The following is an 18,957-nucleotide window of genomic DNA, read 5'->3' on the forward strand; positions in this document are numbered from 1 at the left end:
CTGCGCAACATTCCCGGTATGACGAACCGGGCCGTGGATTTTTTGCGAAGTTGGGTTGCGGAGAACGTTGTGGCGGTTGCGGCGGACCAGCGCGTCAGTGAAGCAGGCCTCCTGGCATTCGGAGTTCGTGACGCAGCGGCAGCGATCGGCATTCGTGAGGCGGAACTCGTGGCGGCAGCCGGCGGAGATCTCGACAGCTTCATGATAGAGGCGCTTGCCAGCCCAGAGGCGATTGCGCGGAGCCAGGAACTGTATGGTCGGGACGACTGACCGGCCCCACCGAAGACGAGATGCTCAAGAATCGTCGTCCAGATTGTCTTCCAGCATGCCATTCGAGGGGCGGGCCGGGCGGTAGAACTTCCAGAACAGCACACCGACCACCAGGGCCAACACCGCCGCGAGCGAAAGTTCCACCATCTCGGTGCTCCTTGAACCGTTGATTCAACGAGCTGCCAAACCCGGCGTTCCATTGTTGCAGCCGATCGACCGCACTTCCGCGAAGCTCGCCGAAGTCCTACAGAAGCGGCAACGAGAGAGCTGAGAATGACTTTGAGGATCGGGGTTGTGGGGCTGGGCTATGTCGGCCTGCCGGTAGCGCTGGCATTCGCACGGCATTTTCCGGGCACGGTGGGTTTCGACATCGATGCCGTCCGGGTCGACAATCTAAAGGCCGGCGATGACTGGTCGGGCGAGACGTCGAGCAAGGAACTGCTTGCGAGTTCGCTGATCATGACGGCGAACCCGGCGGATCTCGCACCCTGCAACATTTACGTCGTCTGCATTCCGACTCCGATCCATGCCGACCGCCGTCCCGATCTGGGCCCGCTGTCTGCAGCGTCGAAAACTGTGGGTAAGGTGCTCTCGAAGGGCGACATAGTCGTCTATGAATCGACCGTGTATCCGGGAGCGACCGAGGATTTTTGCGGACCCATCCTGGCGGAAATTTCGGGTCTCGTTCAGAGCCGCGACTTCAAGCTCGGCTATTCGCCCGAGCGCATCAACCCCGGCGACCAGCGGCACAAGCTCGAGAATACGGTCAAGATCGTCGCCGGCGAGGACGAGGAAACGACGGCCGTGCTCGCCGAGGCCTATGGCAGCTTCGTCGAAGCCGGCATCCATCGCGCGCCGAGCATCAAGGTCGCGGAAGCCGCGAAGGTCCTGGAGAATACCCAGCGCGATCTGAACATCGCCCTGATGAACGAGGTTGCGCTGATCTGCGACCGCCTTGGCATCCGCACCAAAGACGTGCTGGACGCCGCCGGCACCAAGTGGAACTTCCTTAAGTTCACGCCGGGGCTCGTCGGTGGACACTGCATTGGCGTCGACCCCTACTACCTGACCGCCAAGGCGCAGGAGGTCGGTTATCATCCAGAAGTCATTCTGGCCGGCCGCCGGATCAATGATGCAATGGGTGGTTTCGTCGCCCGCAAGCTCCTGCAAATGCTCGGCATGACCTCGCGCAGCCCGCATGATCTGCGGATCGCGATACTTGGCCTGACCTTCAAGGAGAACGTCGCCGACATCCGCAACAGCCGGGTGCCCGACATCGTGGCCGAACTCGCGTCGTTCGGTGTCGGCTGCAGCATCGTCGACCCTCATGCGGATGCCGACATGGCACGCGACCACTACGGCCTTACGCTAACGCCCTGGGACGAGATCGGCGAGCTCGACGCGCTCGTCCTTGCCGTACCACATGAGGGATTCGTCTCGAACGCTGCGCGGATTTTGGATCGCTTACGGAATGGAGGCGTTCTTCTGGACCTCAAATCGGCGATCCGCCATGAAACCGTGCGCCCCGATCTGCGATACTGGAGTTTGTAACGCTCCAAATTTCGGGGTGACGACAGACCTCCTCTCCATTAGCCTCTATGGCAGGGCGGATGGCTCCCTGGGCAGTGCGGCAATGTTGGCAGCGCGAGTGACGGAAAACGGACGGCAGTCACAGCATGCCTAGGGTACTGCTCTACAGTCACGACACCTATGGGTTGGGACATATCCGCCGCACGCGCGCGATCGCCAACGCGCTCGTCGCCGCCTATAGTGATCTATCGGTCCTGATCATCTCCGGCTCACCGCTCGCGGGCGCCTTCAATCTCGCTCCTGGCATCGACTTCGTGCATGTGCCCGGTGTCGAGAAGGGCGAAGGCGGGGGCTATGCGAGCGCCAATCTCCGCATGGAGCTCAACCAGGTCACGGCGCTTCGCGAAGCGCTGATACGCCAGACCGCCGAGTCCTTCCAGCCGGACGTTTTCATCGCCGACAAGGAGCCAGGCGGCTTTCGTGGTGAACTCCTGCCAACGCTGAAGGTCCTCAAGGCGATGGGCACACATCGCGTCATCGGTATCCGCGACGTGCTCGATGATCCCGAGGCCATACGCAGCGAATGGGCAGAGACGGGCGCGTTGCGCGCGCTGACCGAATTCTACGACGACATCCTCGTCTATGGCCCCGAGGACTTCTACCGGCCTCTCGACAGCATTCCGATGCCCGCCGAGCTTCGTTCCCGGATCGTCTATACTGGCTATCTGCGCCGTTCCGTGCCGCACGGACCGCCGAGCATCCGCTATCCTAAGAGCGCCAAGGGACCCTATATCCTCGTCACGACGGGTGGTGGCGCAGACGGCTATGGACTGATCGACTGGGTGCTTTCGGCCTACGAGGCGGTTCCGAACATCCCGCTTCCCGCCGTCATTGCATTCGGCCCTTTCCTGTCGACAACGCAGCGTCGGGCATTCCTGGAGCGGATCGACAAGCTACCGAACGTCGATGCTGTCAATTTCGACAACAAACTGGAGCGGGCGATGAGCCGCGCCTCAGCCGTCGTCGGCATGGGCGGCTACAACACGTTCTGCGAGATTTTATCCTTCGACAAACCGGCGCTCATCGTGCCCCGCTCGCGGCCGCGCCTCGAACAGACGATCCGTGCGCAGCGTGCGGAGGAACTTGGCCTTGTCCGCTTCCTGCCAGATCCGCTCGAAATGGGCGGCAAGCCGGATCCGGCGATCATGGCGTCCGCGCTGTCAGCGCTTTGCCGGCAAAGCCCGCCTTCCGCCGCGACGATCCCGGGCCTTCTCGACGGCCTGCCACGCATAGCACGCCATCTCGCGCCGACACTCGTCTCGTCCGTCCGTATTCGCGAACCGGCGATTTCCGGAGCCTGATGGCGTGAACCCTCGTGTCGCGGTTTTGCTCAAGGGCTATCCGCGCCTGTCGGAAACCTTCATCGCCCAGGAAATCCTCGCTCTCGAGAAGCGGGGTTTTCAGATCGACATCTGGTCGCTGCGTAAGCCGACCGATCGATTCACACACGCGATGCACAGCCAGATTTCGGCGCGCCTGTTCTACCTGCCGGAATATCTGCACAACGATCCGCTGCGTGTATTGCGGGGACTTCTGCACTCGTTCGGCCGTCCTGGGATCCTGCGTCTTTTCGGCACTTTCGCGCGCGACCTGATCCGCGACCCGACTCCGAACCGCCTGCGCCGACTTGGACAGGCGATGGTGCTGGCGAGAGAGGTGGACCCCAAGATCGGCCATCTCCATATTCATTTCCTGCACACACCCGGTTCCGTTGGGCGGTATGCCGGCCTGCTCACCGGAAAAAGCTTTTCCTTCTCGGCTCACGCCAAGGACATCTGGACTACGCCCGATTGGGAGCGGCGCGAAAAGCTCGCCGATGCAAGCTGGTGCGCGACCTGCACGACCGACGGCCAGAACGAATTGAAGCGGGTTGCGGCACCCGACGATCGCGAGCGCGTCAACCTTGTCTATCATGGGCTGGATCTTGCCCGGTTCCCTGAACCCCCGGCATCGCGCCCGCTTCATGACGGCAGCGATTCTTCCAACCCCGTGCGGCTCCTCGCGGTCGGCCGCGCTGTCGAGAAGAAGGGCTTCGACGATCTTCTCGAAGCCCTCGCGCGTCTTCCGCCCGGGCTGAACTGGCGGCTCGCTCATATCGGCTCGGGCGAACTGATCGGCCGGCTGAAAGAGCAGGCCGATAGCCTCGGCCTATCGGAGAAGATCGACTGGCGCGGCTCGAAGGCGCAGGATTCGGTGGTCGACGCGATGCGCGAGGCCGATCTCTTTGTCCTGCCGAGCAAGCAGGCGACCGGTGGCGACCGCGACGGGCTGCCGAATGTCCTGATGGAAGCCGCAACGCAGAAGCTGCCGGCGATCGCCACCGACTTCGCGGGTGTTCCAGAATTCGTTACTAATGGCGAGACGGGGTTCCTGGTGAAACCAGGCGACCCAAAGGGACTGGCGGACGCGATCGAAGAGATGATCGGCACCCCAGGACGGCGGCATATAATGGGCGAGGCCGCCTATGATCGGATCCGCGCCCACTTCTCATTCGAGGCCGGCATCGGCAGGATCGAAGACCTGTTGCGCGAAAGCCTGTCGTGACATGCGTTGCCTGTTCCTCGCGCCGATGAAGCATCCCGACGATCCGTCGCCTTCCGGTGACCGGACCATGGCCCGGCTGTTCGTGCGGCTGCTGGAAAATCTTGGCTATGAGGTGGATGTCGTGTCCGATCTGAGGACCGTCGTGACCGAGCCCGAACCGGGCGTCTGGCTGTCCTTGCGCGATCGAGCAAAGGGCGAGGCTGAACGCATCGCCAGCCATGCAACGGGCAGCGATGTCGCCTTCGTTTTCACCTACCACAATTACTATCGCGCCCCCGACCTTGTCGGCCCCGAACTGGCAAAGGCGCTGGGCACGTCGTACGTGATCGCCGAGCCGTCCATCGCCCCTCGCCGCGTCGGTGGCGAGTTCGCCGAGGGCTACGCGCTCTCGATGCAGGCGATCCAGGCCGCTGACCTGCTGCTCTGCCTCACCGAGAACGACCGCGAAGTCCTCGAACGTTATGTGCGGGAGGACAAGATCGCCGATCTCAAGCCGTTCATCGACCCGGGCGCCTGGGCGCTCGGCGTCCACAAAGAGGCGTCCACCGGACCGGTCCGTCTGCTGACCGTCGCTATGATGCGCGAGCGCGCGAAACTGAGCTCTTACCGCATTCTCGCCGAAGCCCTGCGTCTCGCCGCCGGCCGTGCCTGGACGCTCGATATCGTCGGCGACGGTCCGGTCCGGGCGGACGTGGAATGGAGCTTCGCGGAATTTGGCGGGCGCGTTCGATTTCACGGCACTCTGGCGGATCGTGCCGACCTTGGGCAGGTCTATCGCGCGGCCGACCTGTTCGTCTGGCCCGCCGTCGACGAAGCGTTCGGCGCCGTGTTTCTCGAAGCCGCCGCACATGGCGTTCCGTCGGTGGCGGGCGCCTATGGCGGCGTGCCCGATGTAGTGATGGATGGAGAGACCGGCCTGCTGACCGCGCCTGGTGATGTCGAGGCTTTCGGAAGGGCCATCATCCGGCTGATCGACGATGCGGCACTGCGGGAGAGTCTCGGGAAAGCGGCCGCGCGTTTCGTCGGCGAAGAGCGGACGATCCAGGCCGCGGCCGACACGGTTGCCCGGCATTTTCGCCGGCACGGCATTCCCCTGCCGGAGGCCGCATGACCGGCATCATGATCGTCGTGACCCATCTTCTCGGGGTGGGACACCTGGCGCGGATGGCCGCGCTCGCGCGCGCTCTCTCAGCCGCCGGAAACGCGGTAACGCTGGTCTCGGGCGGTCGGCCGATCGGCACTGCCGATATCGGCGGGAGTTCGCTGGTCCAACTTCCGCCGGTCCACACGATCGGCACCGATTTCCGGACGCTTTACGCGGGCGACGGCGTTTCTGCTGACGAGGCCTATCTCGACAGCCGCCGCGCCGCGCTGATCGACGCATTCGATACCGCGCGCCCCGATGTCCTGATCACCGAACTCTTTCCGCTCGGCCGCCGCTCGCTGCGCCGCGAATTCCTGGCGTTGCTGGAGCATGCTAGAAGCGCATCGCCGAGGCCGGTCATCCTCTGCTCGGTCAGGGACGTTCTGAATCCGCCGAGCCGCGAGGACCGGATCGCCGAGGCGCACGCACATCTGGCCCGGTTCTACGATGGTGTCCTGTTCCACGGCGATGCGTCGGTCGTTCCGCTTTCCGCATCATGGCCGGTCACGCCTTCGCTCGAACGGCGGCTGCTTGAAACCGGCTATGTCCACGATGGTGAGCGCTCCCTGGCGCCGTCCGACAATGCCGATGGCGAAGACGAGATCCTGGTTTCGGGCGGAGGCTCGCCGGCCGGATTGCCGCTCTGCAGCACCGCTCTCGCAGCCGCCCGGCTCACGCCCGGACTGCATTGGCGGGTGCTGATCGGACGCGGCGTGCCTGAAAAGGATTTCGAAGCGCTCCGCTCCGCAACCCCCGAAAATGCGGTCGTCGAACGCGCCCGCCCCGACTTTCCGCGTCTTCTCGCCCGGTCCGCGCTCTCGGTCAGCCAGGCCGGCTACAACACCGTTCTTGATCTGGCGGCCGCAAATGCCCGCTCGATCCTCGTACCGTTCGCGGAAGGCAGCGAGAAGGAACAGGGCATCCGCGCCGGAGAACTGGCCATGCGCGGTCTGGCGCAGACGTTCGACCAGGCCACGATCACCGGAACCGCACTGGCGGACGCGGTCGAAAGCGCGCTGGCACAACCAAGGCCGGATTGGCGGGACATCAAGCGCGACGGAGCCGCGCGGACGATCCCGCTATTATCCGACGCCATTCGCCGTTCCGCCGGGGAGAAGGCGGCATGGAAGGCGCTGGACGATGTTCTGGCCCGCGCCCGCAATCAGGAGCGCGTCATCGACTTCTGGTGGCGTGACGACGACGTCATCGAGCCGACGCCGGCACTCGACGCTTTGCTCGAGCGATCGGAGCGCTGGAATGTCCCTATGGCGCTCGCCTCGATTCCGAGCCGCGCCACGGACGCACTTGTCGAGCGCCTGAAATCCTCGCCGACCGCCGATGTCCTCGTCCATGGCTGGGCTCACATCAACCACGCGCCGAAGGGCGAGAAGGCCGCCGAGTTCGGCGCGCATCGATCCGGCAATGAGCTGGCCTCGGAGGCGGGCGACGGCCTCGCCCGCATCATCGAAATGTTCGGGACGCAGGCCGTTCCGGCCTTCGTCCCGCCGTGGAATCGCGTCGACCGCTCCTTTGTCGGTGCGTTGCCCTCACTCGGCTTCAGCGGCGTCTCGACCCACGGTCGCCGCTCGTCCGTCGACCAGCCTGACGGACTGATCCGTATCAACGCGCATTGGGACCCGATCGCCTGGAAGGCGCGGGGCGGGCTGAAGGAGAAATCGGGGTTACTTCTTCAGCTTGCCGAGCTGATCGAAGAAGAACTTGCCGCGGATCCGGGCGCGCTGGAGCCGATCGGCATCCTGACCCATCACCTCGTCCACGATGCATGGATCGACGCCTTCCTCGACGAACTTGTCCCGCGCCTGATCGGCTCGGGCACAGTCCGCTTCGTCTCGGCGCGAAGCCTGTTCGCGCCCGCCGCCTAGGCCGGCTTGCGGTAGAGGCAATAGGCGTCGGCGGGGGCGCCTGCCGGCAGCGGTACCCGCTCGTAATCCGGCAGGTTGAGTTCCAGATCGGACATGACGATGCCGCCGGGAGCCATCAGCGGCGGCAGGACTTCCGACACCATCGCCGCGACCGCACGGTTAGAGGCCTTGTCGAACGAGCCGAGATCGGTGTTCGCGAGCACGACCTTGCCGCCCAGCTTGTCGTACAAGACGGGAACCGTCTCCTTCACATCGCCCAGAACCAGGTACTGGTCCGGAGGCCGGCAGTCCGGATAGGCGTCGTTGGCCCTGTCGAAGACATAGATTTCGCGGTCAGGCAGAAGATTGCGGAGATGGTCGTAGGTCCGGCCGTGGCCAAGGCCGAGCTCGGCTACGACGCCCGGTCGTCCCTCGATGGCCTGGAAAGCCCAGGCGAGGCAGGCGTGCTGTGCCTGCAGACGGAACAGAGTTTTCTCGAGGCGAGAGCGAGGAGCCATTGATGAATAACCGGTTTGGAGATTGAGGATCAGTATGGGTCGGCCGCGTCGCGCAGGCCATCGCCGAGGAAATTGAAGGCGAGGATGACGACGATCACCGGGACGACCGGGAATACGAGCCAGGGATAGAGCACGACGACGTTGATGTTCTGCGCCTCGTTCAGCATCACGCCCCAGCTCGTGATCGGCGGGCGCAGGCCCAGCCCGAGGAAGCTGAGCGCCGTCTCACCGAGGATCATGGTGGGGATCGTGATCGTCGCCGACGCGATGAGATGGCTCATGAAACCCGGGACGAGATGGCGGAAGACGATGCGCGGGGTGCTCGCCCCCATGAGCTGAGCGGCGACGACGTAGTCGTTCTCGCGGAGCGACAGCAGTTTCGATCTCACCGCGCGGGCGAGACCCGTCCAGTCCATCAGGCCGAGGATGAGCGTGATGGTGAAATAGACCGCGATCGGACTCCAGCTCGGCGGCATGATCGCGGACAGGGCGAGCCAGAGCGGTATATGCGGCAGCGATTGGATGATCTCGATGACGCGCTGTACGACGAGATCGAACGTGCCGCCGTAATAGCCCGCGAGGCCGCCGATGATGATGCCCAGCGTGAACGAGACGGTGATGCCGATCAGGCCGATCGTCAGCGATATCCGCGCGCCGTAGATCATGCGCGAGAGCATGTCGCGGCCAAGCCTGTCGGTGCCGAGCAGGAACAGCGTGCCGCCTTCGGCCGGGCAGAACAGATGCCTGTCGCCCTTGATCAGCCCCCAGAACATGTAGGGATCGCCGCGACAGAAGAATCGGATCGGCTCGACCCTCGTGCGATCCTCCGTATAGGTCCGGCGGAGCGCGTTCATGTCGAGTTCGTACTTTCTGCCGTAGACGAACGGCCCGACAAATGTCCCCTCATGGAACAGATGCACGCGCTGCGGCGGCGAGCGGATGAAGTCGACGTGGCGCGACTGGTAATCGTACGGCGCCAGGAACTCGCAGATCAGGATCGACGCATAGAGGACGAGCAGGAAAATACCAGAAGCAAGCGCCAGACGATGGCGCTTGAATTTCCACCACATCAGCGTCAGCTGCGGCGCGAGATAGACCTTCTTCTGCGCCTCGCTCAGGGCCTCCGGCGCCGTGGGACTGAACGGCAGCACGCAGACCGAATGCGGCAGCGGCGCGCCGGACGGTGGAAGTTTGAGATTGGTCGTGGCGTCGGTCATTTCGTGGCGCCACCCTGGAGCCTGACGCGCGGATCGAGGAAGCCGAGCGCGATGTCGGAAATCAGCACACCAATCACGGTGAGGCAGGACAGGAAGAGCAGGAACGAACCCGCGAGATACATGTCCTGACTCTGGAGCGCTCGCAACAGAAGCGGGCCCGTCGTCTGAAGTGAAAGGACGACAGCCGTCAGCTCGGAGCCCGAGACGATCGTCGGCAGCACGTCGCCGATATGCGAGACAAAGAAATTCAACGACATCCGGAGCGGGTATTTCACCAGCGCCTTGAACGGCGAGAGACCCTTCGCCCGGGCCGTGACGTAGTATTGCTTCTGCAATTCATCGAGCAGGTTGGCGCGAATGCTGCGCACCATCGTACCGGTACCTCCGGCACCGATGATGAGCACGGGAATCCAGATATGCGCGAGGATCGACTGCGCCTTCTCCCAGCTCATCGGCTGATTGAAATACTTCGGGTCCATCAACCCGCCGATCGACAGGCCGAACCAGACATTGGCGAAATACATGACGATCAGCGCGAGCAGGAAGTGCGGGATCGCGATGCCGAGAAGGCCGAGGAAGGTCAGGCCGTAATCGCCCCACGAATACTGATGCGTCGCCGAATAGATGCCGATGGGGAACGCGATCAGCCAAGTCGCGAGGATCGTCAGGAACGACACAAGGATCGTCATCAGCAGCCGGTCGCCGACTAGGTCGGAGACCGGCATCTCGTACTCGAACGAATATCCGAAATCGCCCTGCACGAAGCCGGCGATCCAGCGGAAGTAGCGTTCGACCGGAGGCTTATCGAGACCGTATTCCTTCTTCAGGAATTCGACCCGGCTCATATCCGCCTTCTCGCCCTGCGCGGCCATTTCCGCGACATAGGTCTCGAAATAATCGCTCGGCGGCAGTTCCATCACGGTGAAGATCAGCGCGCTCGTGATGAAGAGCGTGGGGATCATGATCAGGACGCGACGAACGATGTAGCGGAGCATGTTCAGTTGGCCTTCGCGACATCGTCGAACCAGAATGTGTCCGGCATATAGATGCCGAAATATGCTCCCGGTTCAAAGCCGTAGACGCCCTCGATCGGAACGTTCCTGAGGCGGTTCGAGACGACGACCGGCTGCTTCACCCGGTTCACGACACCGATCGAGAAGACTTCCTCAGCGTTGATTTCGAGCATCCGGCTCCAGATCCGGCGTCGTTCTTCCGTCGTTGTCGAATGGCTCCAGTCGTTCTTGAGCGTGATCAGCTCCACGACCGCAGGCATATCGGGCTTCTCACCCTCGCGACCCATCGTGCTCTGATATTGCCCCCAGAGCGGCCACTGGAACTGCATCGAGTCCATCGGGGCCAGGGCGCTAGGATCCATGTCCGGCGCGGGCGTCGCGTTGTCCATTCCCGGCCAGACCGACATCATGACATTGCCGCCAATCACGCGCCGGCGAAGCACGTCGCGTTGCGTGGCACGGACGAACAGCTTGATGCCGATCTTCTGCCAGTCATAGCCGACAAGTTCGAGGATATCGGATTCTTCTGTGCTGTCGCCGGCAGTCTCGATGGTGATCTCGGCGCGGCGGCCGTCGGGCAGAAGCCTTATGCCGTCGTCGTCCCGGCGGTTCAGGCCGGCTTCGTCGAGAAGCTTGTTGGCGAGGTCCGGGTCGTATTTAGCCCAGGCCTGATCCAGTTTCGGATCGTAAAGCGGGCTGTCCGGAAGGACCGTGTTCGCACCCTCGTGCGCCAGGCCGAAAAAGATCACCTGGTTGACTGTGTGCCGATCAAACCCGACGGAAAGTGCACGCCGCACCCGAACATCACGGAAGAGAGCCCGCCAGACAGGATCGGAAACGTTCAGGTTCGGGACGAGGCTCGCATATGATCCCTCACCGCGCTCCCAGAGCCGGACCGAATAATCGTTCCGCTGCTCGCCGGCCTTGAGGAAGGTGTAATCCTCGAAGCGGATATAGCGCGCGGCGAGATCGGCGGCGCCGGACCCGACCTTGGCCGGAACCAGTGACGACGAGCCGATCGACATCGTCATGGTGTCGATATAGGGCAATTGCCGGCCGTTCTCGTCGACACGGTGAAAATAGGGATTGCGCTCGAAGACGAACAGCTCGGCCGGGGGCGTCGTACGCGGACGCCATGGGCTCAGAGTGGGGAGTTCCGGATTTTCGGGGCGGTACCAGCGGCTTTTGCGGTCATGCAACGCACCCCAATCCTTCACATGCTCCTGGGCGACCAGCGAGGCCAGCCGATTGGGGTCGGCGTACTTCTTGTGGAACTGCTTCATGTAATGCGCCGGCATCATGATCTGGGCCGGCTGCGCTGCCGCGAGCGACGGCAGAAATGACGGGTTCGGCGCGTTCCAGGTGAACCGGACCGTGGTCTCGTCCACGACTTCGAACGTCGGCTTCTCGCCGGCGACCAGCATCTGCGCCGGCGGACCATCGGGGTTCAGCCGCTCGTTGTTCGCGACATCCTCCCACCAGTAGCGGAAATCCTCGGCGGTGAAGGGCTGGCCATCGGACCAGCGGTGACCGGGGCGAAGCTTGAAGGTGAAAATCCGACCTTCCTGCACATCGGCGCTCAGCAGGATGTCGGGAACAAGGGTTCCCTTGGTGTCGAACACGACGAGACGCGTGTAGCCATAGAGAGACGCCATGCGAATATCGCGCGCATCGCCCATCAGAAACCGAAGGGTCCCGCCATTCTTGCCCGGCTGACCGCCGAGCTCGGCGACATTGATGACGCGAGGCTCGGAGGGGAGTCGCTTCTCGACCGGCGGCAGGCGGCGGGAGGCGACTTCCTCCTTGAGGATCGGTGCTTCGAGGGAAAGATCCGCCCCCGCGTGAGCAGGGCCGGCGAAGAACGCGGCAGCGAAAACCAGGAGGAGACGTAGCGAACGCATCTCGCCTCCTAAGCCACAAGCTCGCGAACGCCGCATGACCGATCGGCAAGCACCAGATGGCCATTGCCGAGATCCACATGCGTCAGCTCGTCGCCGCGGAAGTATTCCGACCAGGTCATGGGGTCGGACGCCTTGCCGCCCGCCATTACCTTCTCGAAGTCGAGCGGCCGGTCGAGGTCCGGCACCGGAACGGCGGCAAGCAGGCGCTTGGTGTAGGGGTGCACGGGATTGCGGAAGAGCGCGTTCCGCGGCGCGATCTCGACGATGCGCCCGCGTGCCATGACGGCGATGCGGTCGGCCATGTAGTGGACGACCGCGAGATTGTGCGAGACGAACAGGTAGGTCAGGCCGAGCGAGGCCTGCAGATCCTTGAGGAGATTGAGGATCTGCGCCTGCATCGACACGTCGAGGGCCGAAACCGGTTCGTCGCAGATGACCAGATCCGGGTTGAGCGCGAGTGCGCGCGCGATGCCGATGCGCTGGCGCTGGCCTCCCGAAAAGCTATGCGGGTAACGGTTGAGGAAGCGCGGGTCGAGCCCGACGCGATCCATCAGCTCGATGACCCGGTCCTTCTGGTTCGCGGAGGAACCGCGCTCCTGGATCAGCATCGGCTCGCGGATGATGTCGAGGACCGTCATGCGCGGCGAGAGCGAACTCACCGGATCCTGGAAGATCATCTGGATATGCGGGCGGAATTCGACGAGTTCGCGCGGCGGCAGTTTTAGCACATCGACGACCCCATTGCCGTCATTGAAGATCACTTCGCCGGAATCTGCCGAACGGGCGCGAGTGATCAGGTTGCCGATCGTCGTCTTGCCCGACCCAGACTCGCCGACGATGCCGAGGCATTCGCCCTTGCGGATGTCGAACGAGACGTCATCCACCGCGACGGTGCCCGTGCCCCTGCGCACATTGCCGTAAGTCTTGCGCAGATTGCGGACGGTCAGAAGCAGCGGTTTTTCCGCTGACGCGGATTTAACGAGCCGGCTGACAGGCGCCGTCGGTTTGGCCTGGTCGCGAAGCGAGACGAGGCGCTCGCCCTCTTCCATCTCGAAATGGGGCGAGGCCTTCAGCAGCGCCTTCAGATATGGATGCTGCGGATTGCGGAAGACGTCCTGGACCGGTCCCATCTCGACGATCCGGCCGTTCGAGATCGCGGCCACCTCATCGGCCATGTTCGCCACGACGCCGAGATCATGGGTGATCAGCAGGAGCGCCATGCCGATTTCCCGCTGCAGGTCCTTCATCAGCTTCAGGACCTGGGCCTGGATCGTCACGTCGAGGGCCGTTGTCGGCTCGTCCGCGATCAGAAGCGCCGGATGGCATATCAGCGCCATGGCCAGCATGGCTCGCTGACGAAGGCCACCGGACAGTTCGAACGGATAGCGGCCATAGGCACCATGCGGATCGCGGAAGCCGACATGTTCGAGCATACTCTCCGTCATCGCGCGGGCCTGCTTGCGGTTCTGCGGACGATGAAGTTGCAGAGCCTCTTCGATCTGGTCGCCGATCGTGTGGACTGGCGAGAGCGAGGACATCGGCTCCTGGAAGGTCATGCCGATACGCCCGCCGCGCAGATGGCGAATCTCTTTGCCGTCGCGAGGCAGCGGCACGATGTCGAGCGCCCCGTTCTCCTTCGCGGGATCGGTGAACAGAATGCGGCCGCCGGTCACCACGCCGTTCTTCGGCAAAATGCCCATCACGGCCTGCGAAATCGCGCTCTTGCCCGAGCCGGACTCGCCGAAAAGCGCCACGGTCCGACCGGCCGGCACGCGCAGCGAGACGCCGCGAACGACTTCGTTCAGTTCGCCATGCGTCTGGAACGCGATCCGCAGATCCTCAATGCGCAAGACGTCTGGCGGCGTGGTCTTCGTCACGTCGTTATTCCCAACGCGTCGGCGGCCTTCTGCACCTTGCCCTTCGGAACGAGCTTCTGCAGCGCGGCGCGGTCGGAAATCGCGTAGACATCCATCGGCTCGTCATAGCCGTCGATCATGATCGACTGCATGTCACGGCTGCGGAATTCGAGGCCGGAGGCGTCGGCTGTCTGCTTAGAGACGATGCAATCGGCCAGCAATTCCTTGGATGCGAGTTGCAGCCCGTTGGCGATCGCCAGCGTATCGCCGAGTGCAAGCGGCGCCGTTGCGTGGATGCCGTCGTCGACCCGCACCAGGATAATCCGCCCGGAATGAACCCCGATCCCCGCTCGTATCGGAATTGGCAACGCACCGGTCAGTTGCTTGTTCAACACGTCCGTGATCCGCGCCATATCCCGCACTGCCTGCAAGGCATTGCGGGCGTTTCGGCCGGCATCGTCCTGGTCGAACACGGCGACCAGACCATCGCCGAACATCTGGTCGACCCGGCCGCGATGACCCTCGACGACCTGCGTCATTTCCGACGAGAAGCGATTGACGAGGATCGCAAGCTCGTAAGGCAGGCGCGATCTGGTCAGTGCCGTGAACGATCTCAGATCCAGCGCCACCACGGTGCCCTGCCTTTCAAGGCCCCAGTCCTGGCGTTCGCCCGAGTCGTCGAGCGTCTTCGATCCGGGTTCCAACATCGGCATCAGAATGCGCAGGCTGACATCCTGCGTGGGCCGAAGCTGGCAGCCCAGTCGCACATTGGCCGGCAGCCCGATCCTGGTAAGCGCCGCCTTCTCGCTGACGAACGGTTCCGGAAGCGTCGCGGGATCCGACAGGATGTGCACGAGACAGCTCGAACAGCGCGCACGGCCACGGCAGAGTGCGGGATGCGGGATGCTGTGCATCCGGCTGGCCTCCAGGATCGAGGTCCCGAATGGGACGCTGACTGGACCATAGCCGCGATATGTGATGGTCAGTGCATGGGCGCGGCGTCGCTTGAGAAGCGAGAAGGCGATGAAGCCGAGGGTCAGCATAACGAATACGGCGACGCCGCTCTGGATGAGGCTGCTGGCTTGGGCGATGCCTGCTTCCTGGGCGGGACTCCGGGCTTTCTCGGCGACGATCATATGCGCTTCGCGGCCGGCGGTGACGAAGCCGGCCAGGGCCGCGCACGGCAGAATAACCGCCAGTATGAGGACGACGTTACGCCAGCGCTGATACCATTCCCGCGATCTGAGGGCGTGATGAATGCCGGTAATGCCATGGGTCCAGGCAACGACGAGGGCGACCGACTGCCAGGCCGCGTTGGACGGCCATAGCCGAAACAGGATCTGCCCATAGCTCTCGTCGACGCCGAAATAGGACCCGGCGACCCTCGTTTCGAGGATATGGCCCATGAGAAGGAAGGGCAGCGAAAGTCCCGAGACGATCTGCCAAAGCTCGTCCCACGGAATACGCCAGGTCTGGCGACCGACAACGCGCGCGGTCGCGAACGAGATATGGATCGCCATTGCCCCATAGAGCAGGAAGGAGCCCGGCAGCGATTTCCAGACGGCTATCCGAAATTCCTGAGCAACTTCCATCGCCGGAATGCCGAAGATCCCGATGGCATGGTTCAGGAAATGGGTGACGACGAAGGCGAAAAGAACAAGGCCCGACCACAGCCTCGCGAGATGGGTCCACGGCAGATCGCCGACCAGTCGTTTCATTGGCATAGGGCCTCAGTCGATCTGCCGGGCCCAGCGACTACCATGCGCGGATCGAAGCGACGTCGGCCGGAGCGAGGTCTTTGGGCATGCGTCTGACGAGATCAGCGCAGATGACGTTGAGGTCCATGATCTGACGGCCAAGTTCTTTCATCACGGCAAGATTGAACGCGGGCGACTCTTTGATCAACCCGAGAAACGTATCGCGCTCGACGCGCAATGCTGTGAGCTCGGTCTGGGCGGTGATCGTCACGCCACGGCTCATGCCGCAAAGCACGCCGGCCTCGCCGAGCAGGGAGCCACGGATATGCTCGGCGAACGCGACCTCTCCGGACTTGGTGTCGAGCGAGACTTTGAACTCGCCGTTCAGGACGATGTAGACGGCGTCGGACGCGTCGCCCTGGTGATAGATCACCTCATTGGGCTGGAACGTCACACGGTCGCTGACCATGGCGAGAAGCTTCAGCTTGCCCGGTTCAACTTCCGAAAACATCCGAAATTTCTGTAGGGCACAGACTTCGGTGTCGATCGTCATTGTGCTGCCTCCTGCGGAACGTCTTCCGCCTTCTTGGGCTGGGGCGCTTCGGCCTCCTCGCCTCCTTGCGTAGATATAAGCTTTGCACCTTCGAACGTCAGGGCGATGTCGAAGTCTCCGAAATCATCGTCGTCCGACATGGTGACAATCAAGGTTTTTTCGCTCATCGCCTCGCGAATGTTCTTCAGGATCAATCTTACTTCGGACGGCGGGAAGCTGGCGAGCGCGCCGTCGAGGATCAGGACATCGGGCAGACGCAGCATCGTCCGGGTGAGCTGGATCGTGGCGCGCTGCGACGGCGTCATCAGGCGGCCGGCAGGACCGACCTCCTGATCGAGGCCCTTCGACACGACAAAGCCTTCCAGATCCTTTTCCTTCAGGACCTCGGCCATGACCCCGAGCAGCTTCGAGCGCGCATGTGCCTTGCCGGAGCGGATACGGCCGAACAGGAGGTTGTCGCGGATCGACGCCGCCGGCATGAGATTGTTGGGATCGTAGAACTCGATCTCGCCGGCCGCGTCCGGCGGCAAATATTCGCGGAAGCTCGCCCGCGCCCGCAGCAGACGCTGGGTCAACCTCTCGTCGATTAGGTTCAGGCGATTGCGCGGCTCGATATACATCAGCGCATAGCTGATGAGGCGGTCGCGGACCCAGGCCGGCAGTTTCCGCCTCTGGCCCCGGCGCCATGTCGATTGCGCGATACGCCAGAGATCGTCGATCTCGTTTTCATCGACGAAGGCATAGCTTTCGCGCAGCGGGTTGTCCGACGACATGCCGGTAAAGACATCTACGACGGTCTCCAGAATGCGGAGCCCGATATCGGTCAGTGGATCGGTCAGGGCCTCGGCCGCGAGGATTTGCCGAACGAACGGATCCTCGGCGAGGTTTTCCTGCTTGAACCGCTCGCCGATTGCGACGCCGAACAGCAGGTTTTCGCCGATCGTGGCATTGCTGTTGTACGTGTCCGGCTCGAAGCGCTCGATCACGCCCATGAGACCCGCCTCGTCGAACCGCTTCAGCAGGGCTTCGCGCACGCCCTTGATGCGCTGCTTGAGGTCGTCGCCGATGTCGTCGCCGAGCTGGCTCGCAATGCCCACGCGAAAGATTTCGTCATAGCCGTTGACGACGCGCAGGGCTCGTATCAGCGCGCCGTCAAGATCCTGCGGACCCTCGATGCCAGCGGCCGCGTAATCGATCCAGTCCGCGCTCGGGGAGACCGAAAGATTGCCGCTCTGCAGCGCCTCGTCGTGCCAATACTGGGCCTTTGGATCATCCTGGTCGAGTTCGTCCGCCGGCCTGGAGCGCCTCAATGCCAGTTGCAGGTTCTCGCGGATCGAGCCGGACATCGCGTGGGGATCGCTCGACGCGTAGACGATGAAGCCGCTCGCCTCCCGGTCGGACATGGTCGCGAGGTCGCGGTCTCCAATGGAAACCGTTCCCTGGTAGTCGGTGACCTGACGACCGAGCACCTTGGCGAGGATATCGCGGCCCGAGCCCGGCGGGCCGACGAGGGCGATGTGGCTCGGCCGGTTGAGCACGGTCGAAAGTCTGTCGAGCTGGACCACCCCGCGACCGCTGACGACCCGCAGCGCGACGGTCGTGATCGGCGCATCGGGAGCGATCGTTTCCGGCGCCTCCTCCGGCTCCGGCTGCAACAGGATGTCCTTGGTGAACTGCTCGACGACCTGCTCGTATTTGACGATGACGTCGGCGCGCTGCTGGTCCCAGTCTATCAGGTCCTTGATCGGGGCCGGCAGGTCGCGATACGCGCCGATGACGGCGACGAGTTGGCCGATGTCGAGCCGGCCCTTCAGCGCCAGATAGCCGCCCAGCAGGTAAAAGACGAAGGGCGTCAACTGCGCGAGCAGGTTGTTGAGATACTTCACCGCGAACTTGCGGCGATAGAGCTTCAGCCGAATGTCGAAGACGGTACCAAGCCGCTTGCTTATCTCCGCCGCGGTGTGACCGACGACGCCATAGACATGCAGCGCCGGTGCCGCATCGACCATCTCGCCGAGCCGTCCCGCGAGCCTTCTCGACTCCAGCTGCCGCATGCGGCCGAGCCTTATCTGCTCGCGACGAAGCTTCGGTATGACGAAGCCCTGCACCGCGATCACGGCGAAGGCGACGAGACCCAGCCAGACATTCTGCGCGATGATGAAGATCATCGCGGTCACAGCCTGCAATCCGAGGAAGGCCGGAGTGATGAACGCGTCGCCGGCAAAGCCGCCGATCGGCTCGACTTCCTCGTTGATCATCGCCGTGACTTCGGATGCCTTGGTGGTCCGAATGTCCTCCGGCCGGAACCGCATCACGAGAGAAAACAGCTCGAAACGGAGCCGCCGGAGCATGCGCTCACCGAGAATGCCTTTCCTGATGTTGATGACGTATTTGAACCAGCCGTTCACCAGCGTCAGGAACAGAAACAACATGCACAGCGCGTAGAGGTAGGGCAGCTGCGACAGGGAAAATCCGTCGGTGATCGTGTAGTGGTATCCGCCGAGATAATCCGGCAGGGCCAACGACATCGAGAATATCTCGGCCTCGGTCTTGCCGTTGAACGCGCTACCCTGGATCGCCTCGTTGACGATCCGCTTCGGGACGTCGAGGGACCACCAATAGAACGGCAGCGAGCCGACCACGAAGGCCAGCACGAAGATCTGTTCGCGCCGGCTGTGGCGCCAGACATATCGGAAGAAGCTGCCGTACAATCCGCTTTGCGCCTTTCAAGCCGCGCGAGCCGTAGTAAAAGTAGTCTTCTGCTCGCGCTTATTCAAACTCGGGCGGGACGG

At 63.2% G+C, this 18,957-nt stretch carries 15 protein-coding genes; 6 read left to right on the top strand and 9 right to left on the bottom strand.

What is annotated here, in order from left to right; genetic code table 11:
* The first annotated feature begins 69 nt into the window (after window positions 1-69).
* Window positions 70-270 (top strand): hypothetical protein, encoded by a 201-nt coding sequence (locus ACFPFW_RS06245; RefSeq protein WP_114958387.1) that lies wholly within the window; start codon window positions 70-72, stop codon window positions 268-270.
* Window positions 271-294: 24 nt separating this feature from the next.
* Here ACFPFW_RS06245 and ACFPFW_RS06250 read toward each other — a convergent pair whose 3' ends face one another.
* Window positions 295-417, bottom strand: a complete 123-nt coding sequence (locus ACFPFW_RS06250) for a hypothetical protein (protein ID WP_379769875.1) — start codon at window positions 415-417, stop codon at window positions 295-297.
* Between the two features lie 126 nt (window positions 418-543).
* Here ACFPFW_RS06250 and ACFPFW_RS06255 point away from each other — a divergent pair, with 126 nt between their 5' ends.
* From ACFPFW_RS06255 to ACFPFW_RS06275, 5 genes are all read left to right on the top strand, one after another.
* Window positions 544-1,821 carry a nucleotide sugar dehydrogenase gene (locus ACFPFW_RS06255; protein ID WP_114958388.1) on the top strand — a complete coding sequence of 426 codons (1,278 nt, stop codon included), beginning with the start codon at window positions 544-546 and terminating at the stop codon, window positions 1,819-1,821.
* A 125-nt stretch (window positions 1,822-1,946) separates the two neighbouring features.
* On the top strand, window positions 1,947-3,161 hold the full coding sequence (locus tag ACFPFW_RS06260; protein ID WP_114958389.1) for a glycosyltransferase family protein: 1,215 nt from the start codon (window positions 1,947-1,949) through the stop codon (window positions 3,159-3,161).
* 4 nt (window positions 3,162-3,165) lie between these two features.
* Window positions 3,166-4,404, top strand: coding sequence for a glycosyltransferase family 4 protein (locus tag ACFPFW_RS06265; RefSeq protein WP_114958390.1), 1,239 nt, complete (start codon window positions 3,166-3,168; stop codon window positions 4,402-4,404).
* A 1-nt stretch (window position 4,405) separates the two neighbouring features.
* The gene (locus ACFPFW_RS06270; RefSeq protein WP_162799777.1) at window positions 4,406-5,515 is read left to right on the top strand and encodes a glycosyltransferase family 4 protein; all 1,110 of its coding nucleotides are present in this window, start codon (window positions 4,406-4,408) and stop codon (window positions 5,513-5,515) included.
* The gene (locus tag ACFPFW_RS06275; protein WP_114958392.1) at window positions 5,512-7,431 is read left to right on the top strand and encodes a glycosyltransferase; all 1,920 of its coding nucleotides are present in this window, start codon (window positions 5,512-5,514) and stop codon (window positions 7,429-7,431) included. The genes ACFPFW_RS06270 and ACFPFW_RS06275 overlap by 4 nt, the downstream gene beginning before the upstream one ends.
* Here ACFPFW_RS06275 and ACFPFW_RS06280 read toward each other — a convergent pair.
* The 8 genes from ACFPFW_RS06280 to ACFPFW_RS06315 are packed head-to-tail and all read right to left on the bottom strand — an operon-like array spanning window position 7,428 to window position 18,876.
* Window positions 7,428-7,928 (bottom strand): class I SAM-dependent methyltransferase, encoded by a 501-nt coding sequence (locus ACFPFW_RS06280; protein WP_114958393.1) that lies wholly within the window; start codon window positions 7,926-7,928, stop codon window positions 7,428-7,430. The two genes, ACFPFW_RS06275 and ACFPFW_RS06280, sit on opposite strands and share 4 nt — an antisense overlap.
* A gap of 29 nt (window positions 7,929-7,957) precedes the next feature.
* Window positions 7,958-9,145 carry an ABC transporter permease gene (locus ACFPFW_RS06285; protein WP_114958394.1) on the bottom strand — a complete coding sequence of 396 codons (1,188 nt, stop codon included), beginning with the start codon at window positions 9,143-9,145 and terminating at the stop codon, window positions 7,958-7,960.
* A complete protein-coding gene (locus ACFPFW_RS06290; protein WP_114958395.1) occupies window positions 9,142-10,140 on the bottom strand; it encodes an ABC transporter permease in 999 nt (332 codons plus the stop codon). The genes ACFPFW_RS06285 and ACFPFW_RS06290 overlap by 4 nt, the downstream gene beginning before the upstream one ends.
* A gap of 2 nt (window positions 10,141-10,142) precedes the next feature.
* On the bottom strand, window positions 10,143-12,059 hold the full coding sequence (locus tag ACFPFW_RS06295) for an ABC transporter substrate-binding protein (protein ID WP_114958396.1): 1,917 nt from the start codon (window positions 12,057-12,059) through the stop codon (window positions 10,143-10,145).
* Window positions 12,060-12,067: 8 nt separating this feature from the next.
* Window positions 12,068-13,936, bottom strand: coding sequence for an ABC transporter ATP-binding protein (locus ACFPFW_RS06300; protein ID WP_114958397.1), 1,869 nt, complete (start codon window positions 13,934-13,936; stop codon window positions 12,068-12,070).
* Entirely contained in the window at window positions 13,933-15,633 is a 1,701-nt protein-coding gene (locus ACFPFW_RS06305; RefSeq protein ID WP_162799778.1) for an adenylate/guanylate cyclase domain-containing protein, read from the bottom strand. The genes ACFPFW_RS06300 and ACFPFW_RS06305 overlap by 4 nt, the downstream gene beginning before the upstream one ends.
* A 37-nt stretch (window positions 15,634-15,670) precedes the next feature.
* The gene (locus ACFPFW_RS06310; protein WP_114958399.1) at window positions 15,671-16,165 is read right to left on the bottom strand and encodes a Crp/Fnr family transcriptional regulator; all 495 of its coding nucleotides are present in this window, start codon (window positions 16,163-16,165) and stop codon (window positions 15,671-15,673) included.
* Window positions 16,162-18,876, bottom strand: coding sequence for an ABC transporter transmembrane domain-containing protein (locus ACFPFW_RS06315; protein WP_114958400.1), 2,715 nt, complete (start codon window positions 18,874-18,876; stop codon window positions 16,162-16,164). The genes ACFPFW_RS06310 and ACFPFW_RS06315 overlap by 4 nt, the downstream gene beginning before the upstream one ends.
* Between the last annotated feature and the right edge of the window lie 81 nt (window positions 18,877-18,957).

This window comes from Flaviflagellibacter deserti (assembly GCF_042652085.1).
Taxonomy (GTDB): domain Bacteria; phylum Pseudomonadota; class Alphaproteobacteria; order Rhizobiales; family Methylopilaceae; genus Flaviflagellibacter; species Flaviflagellibacter deserti.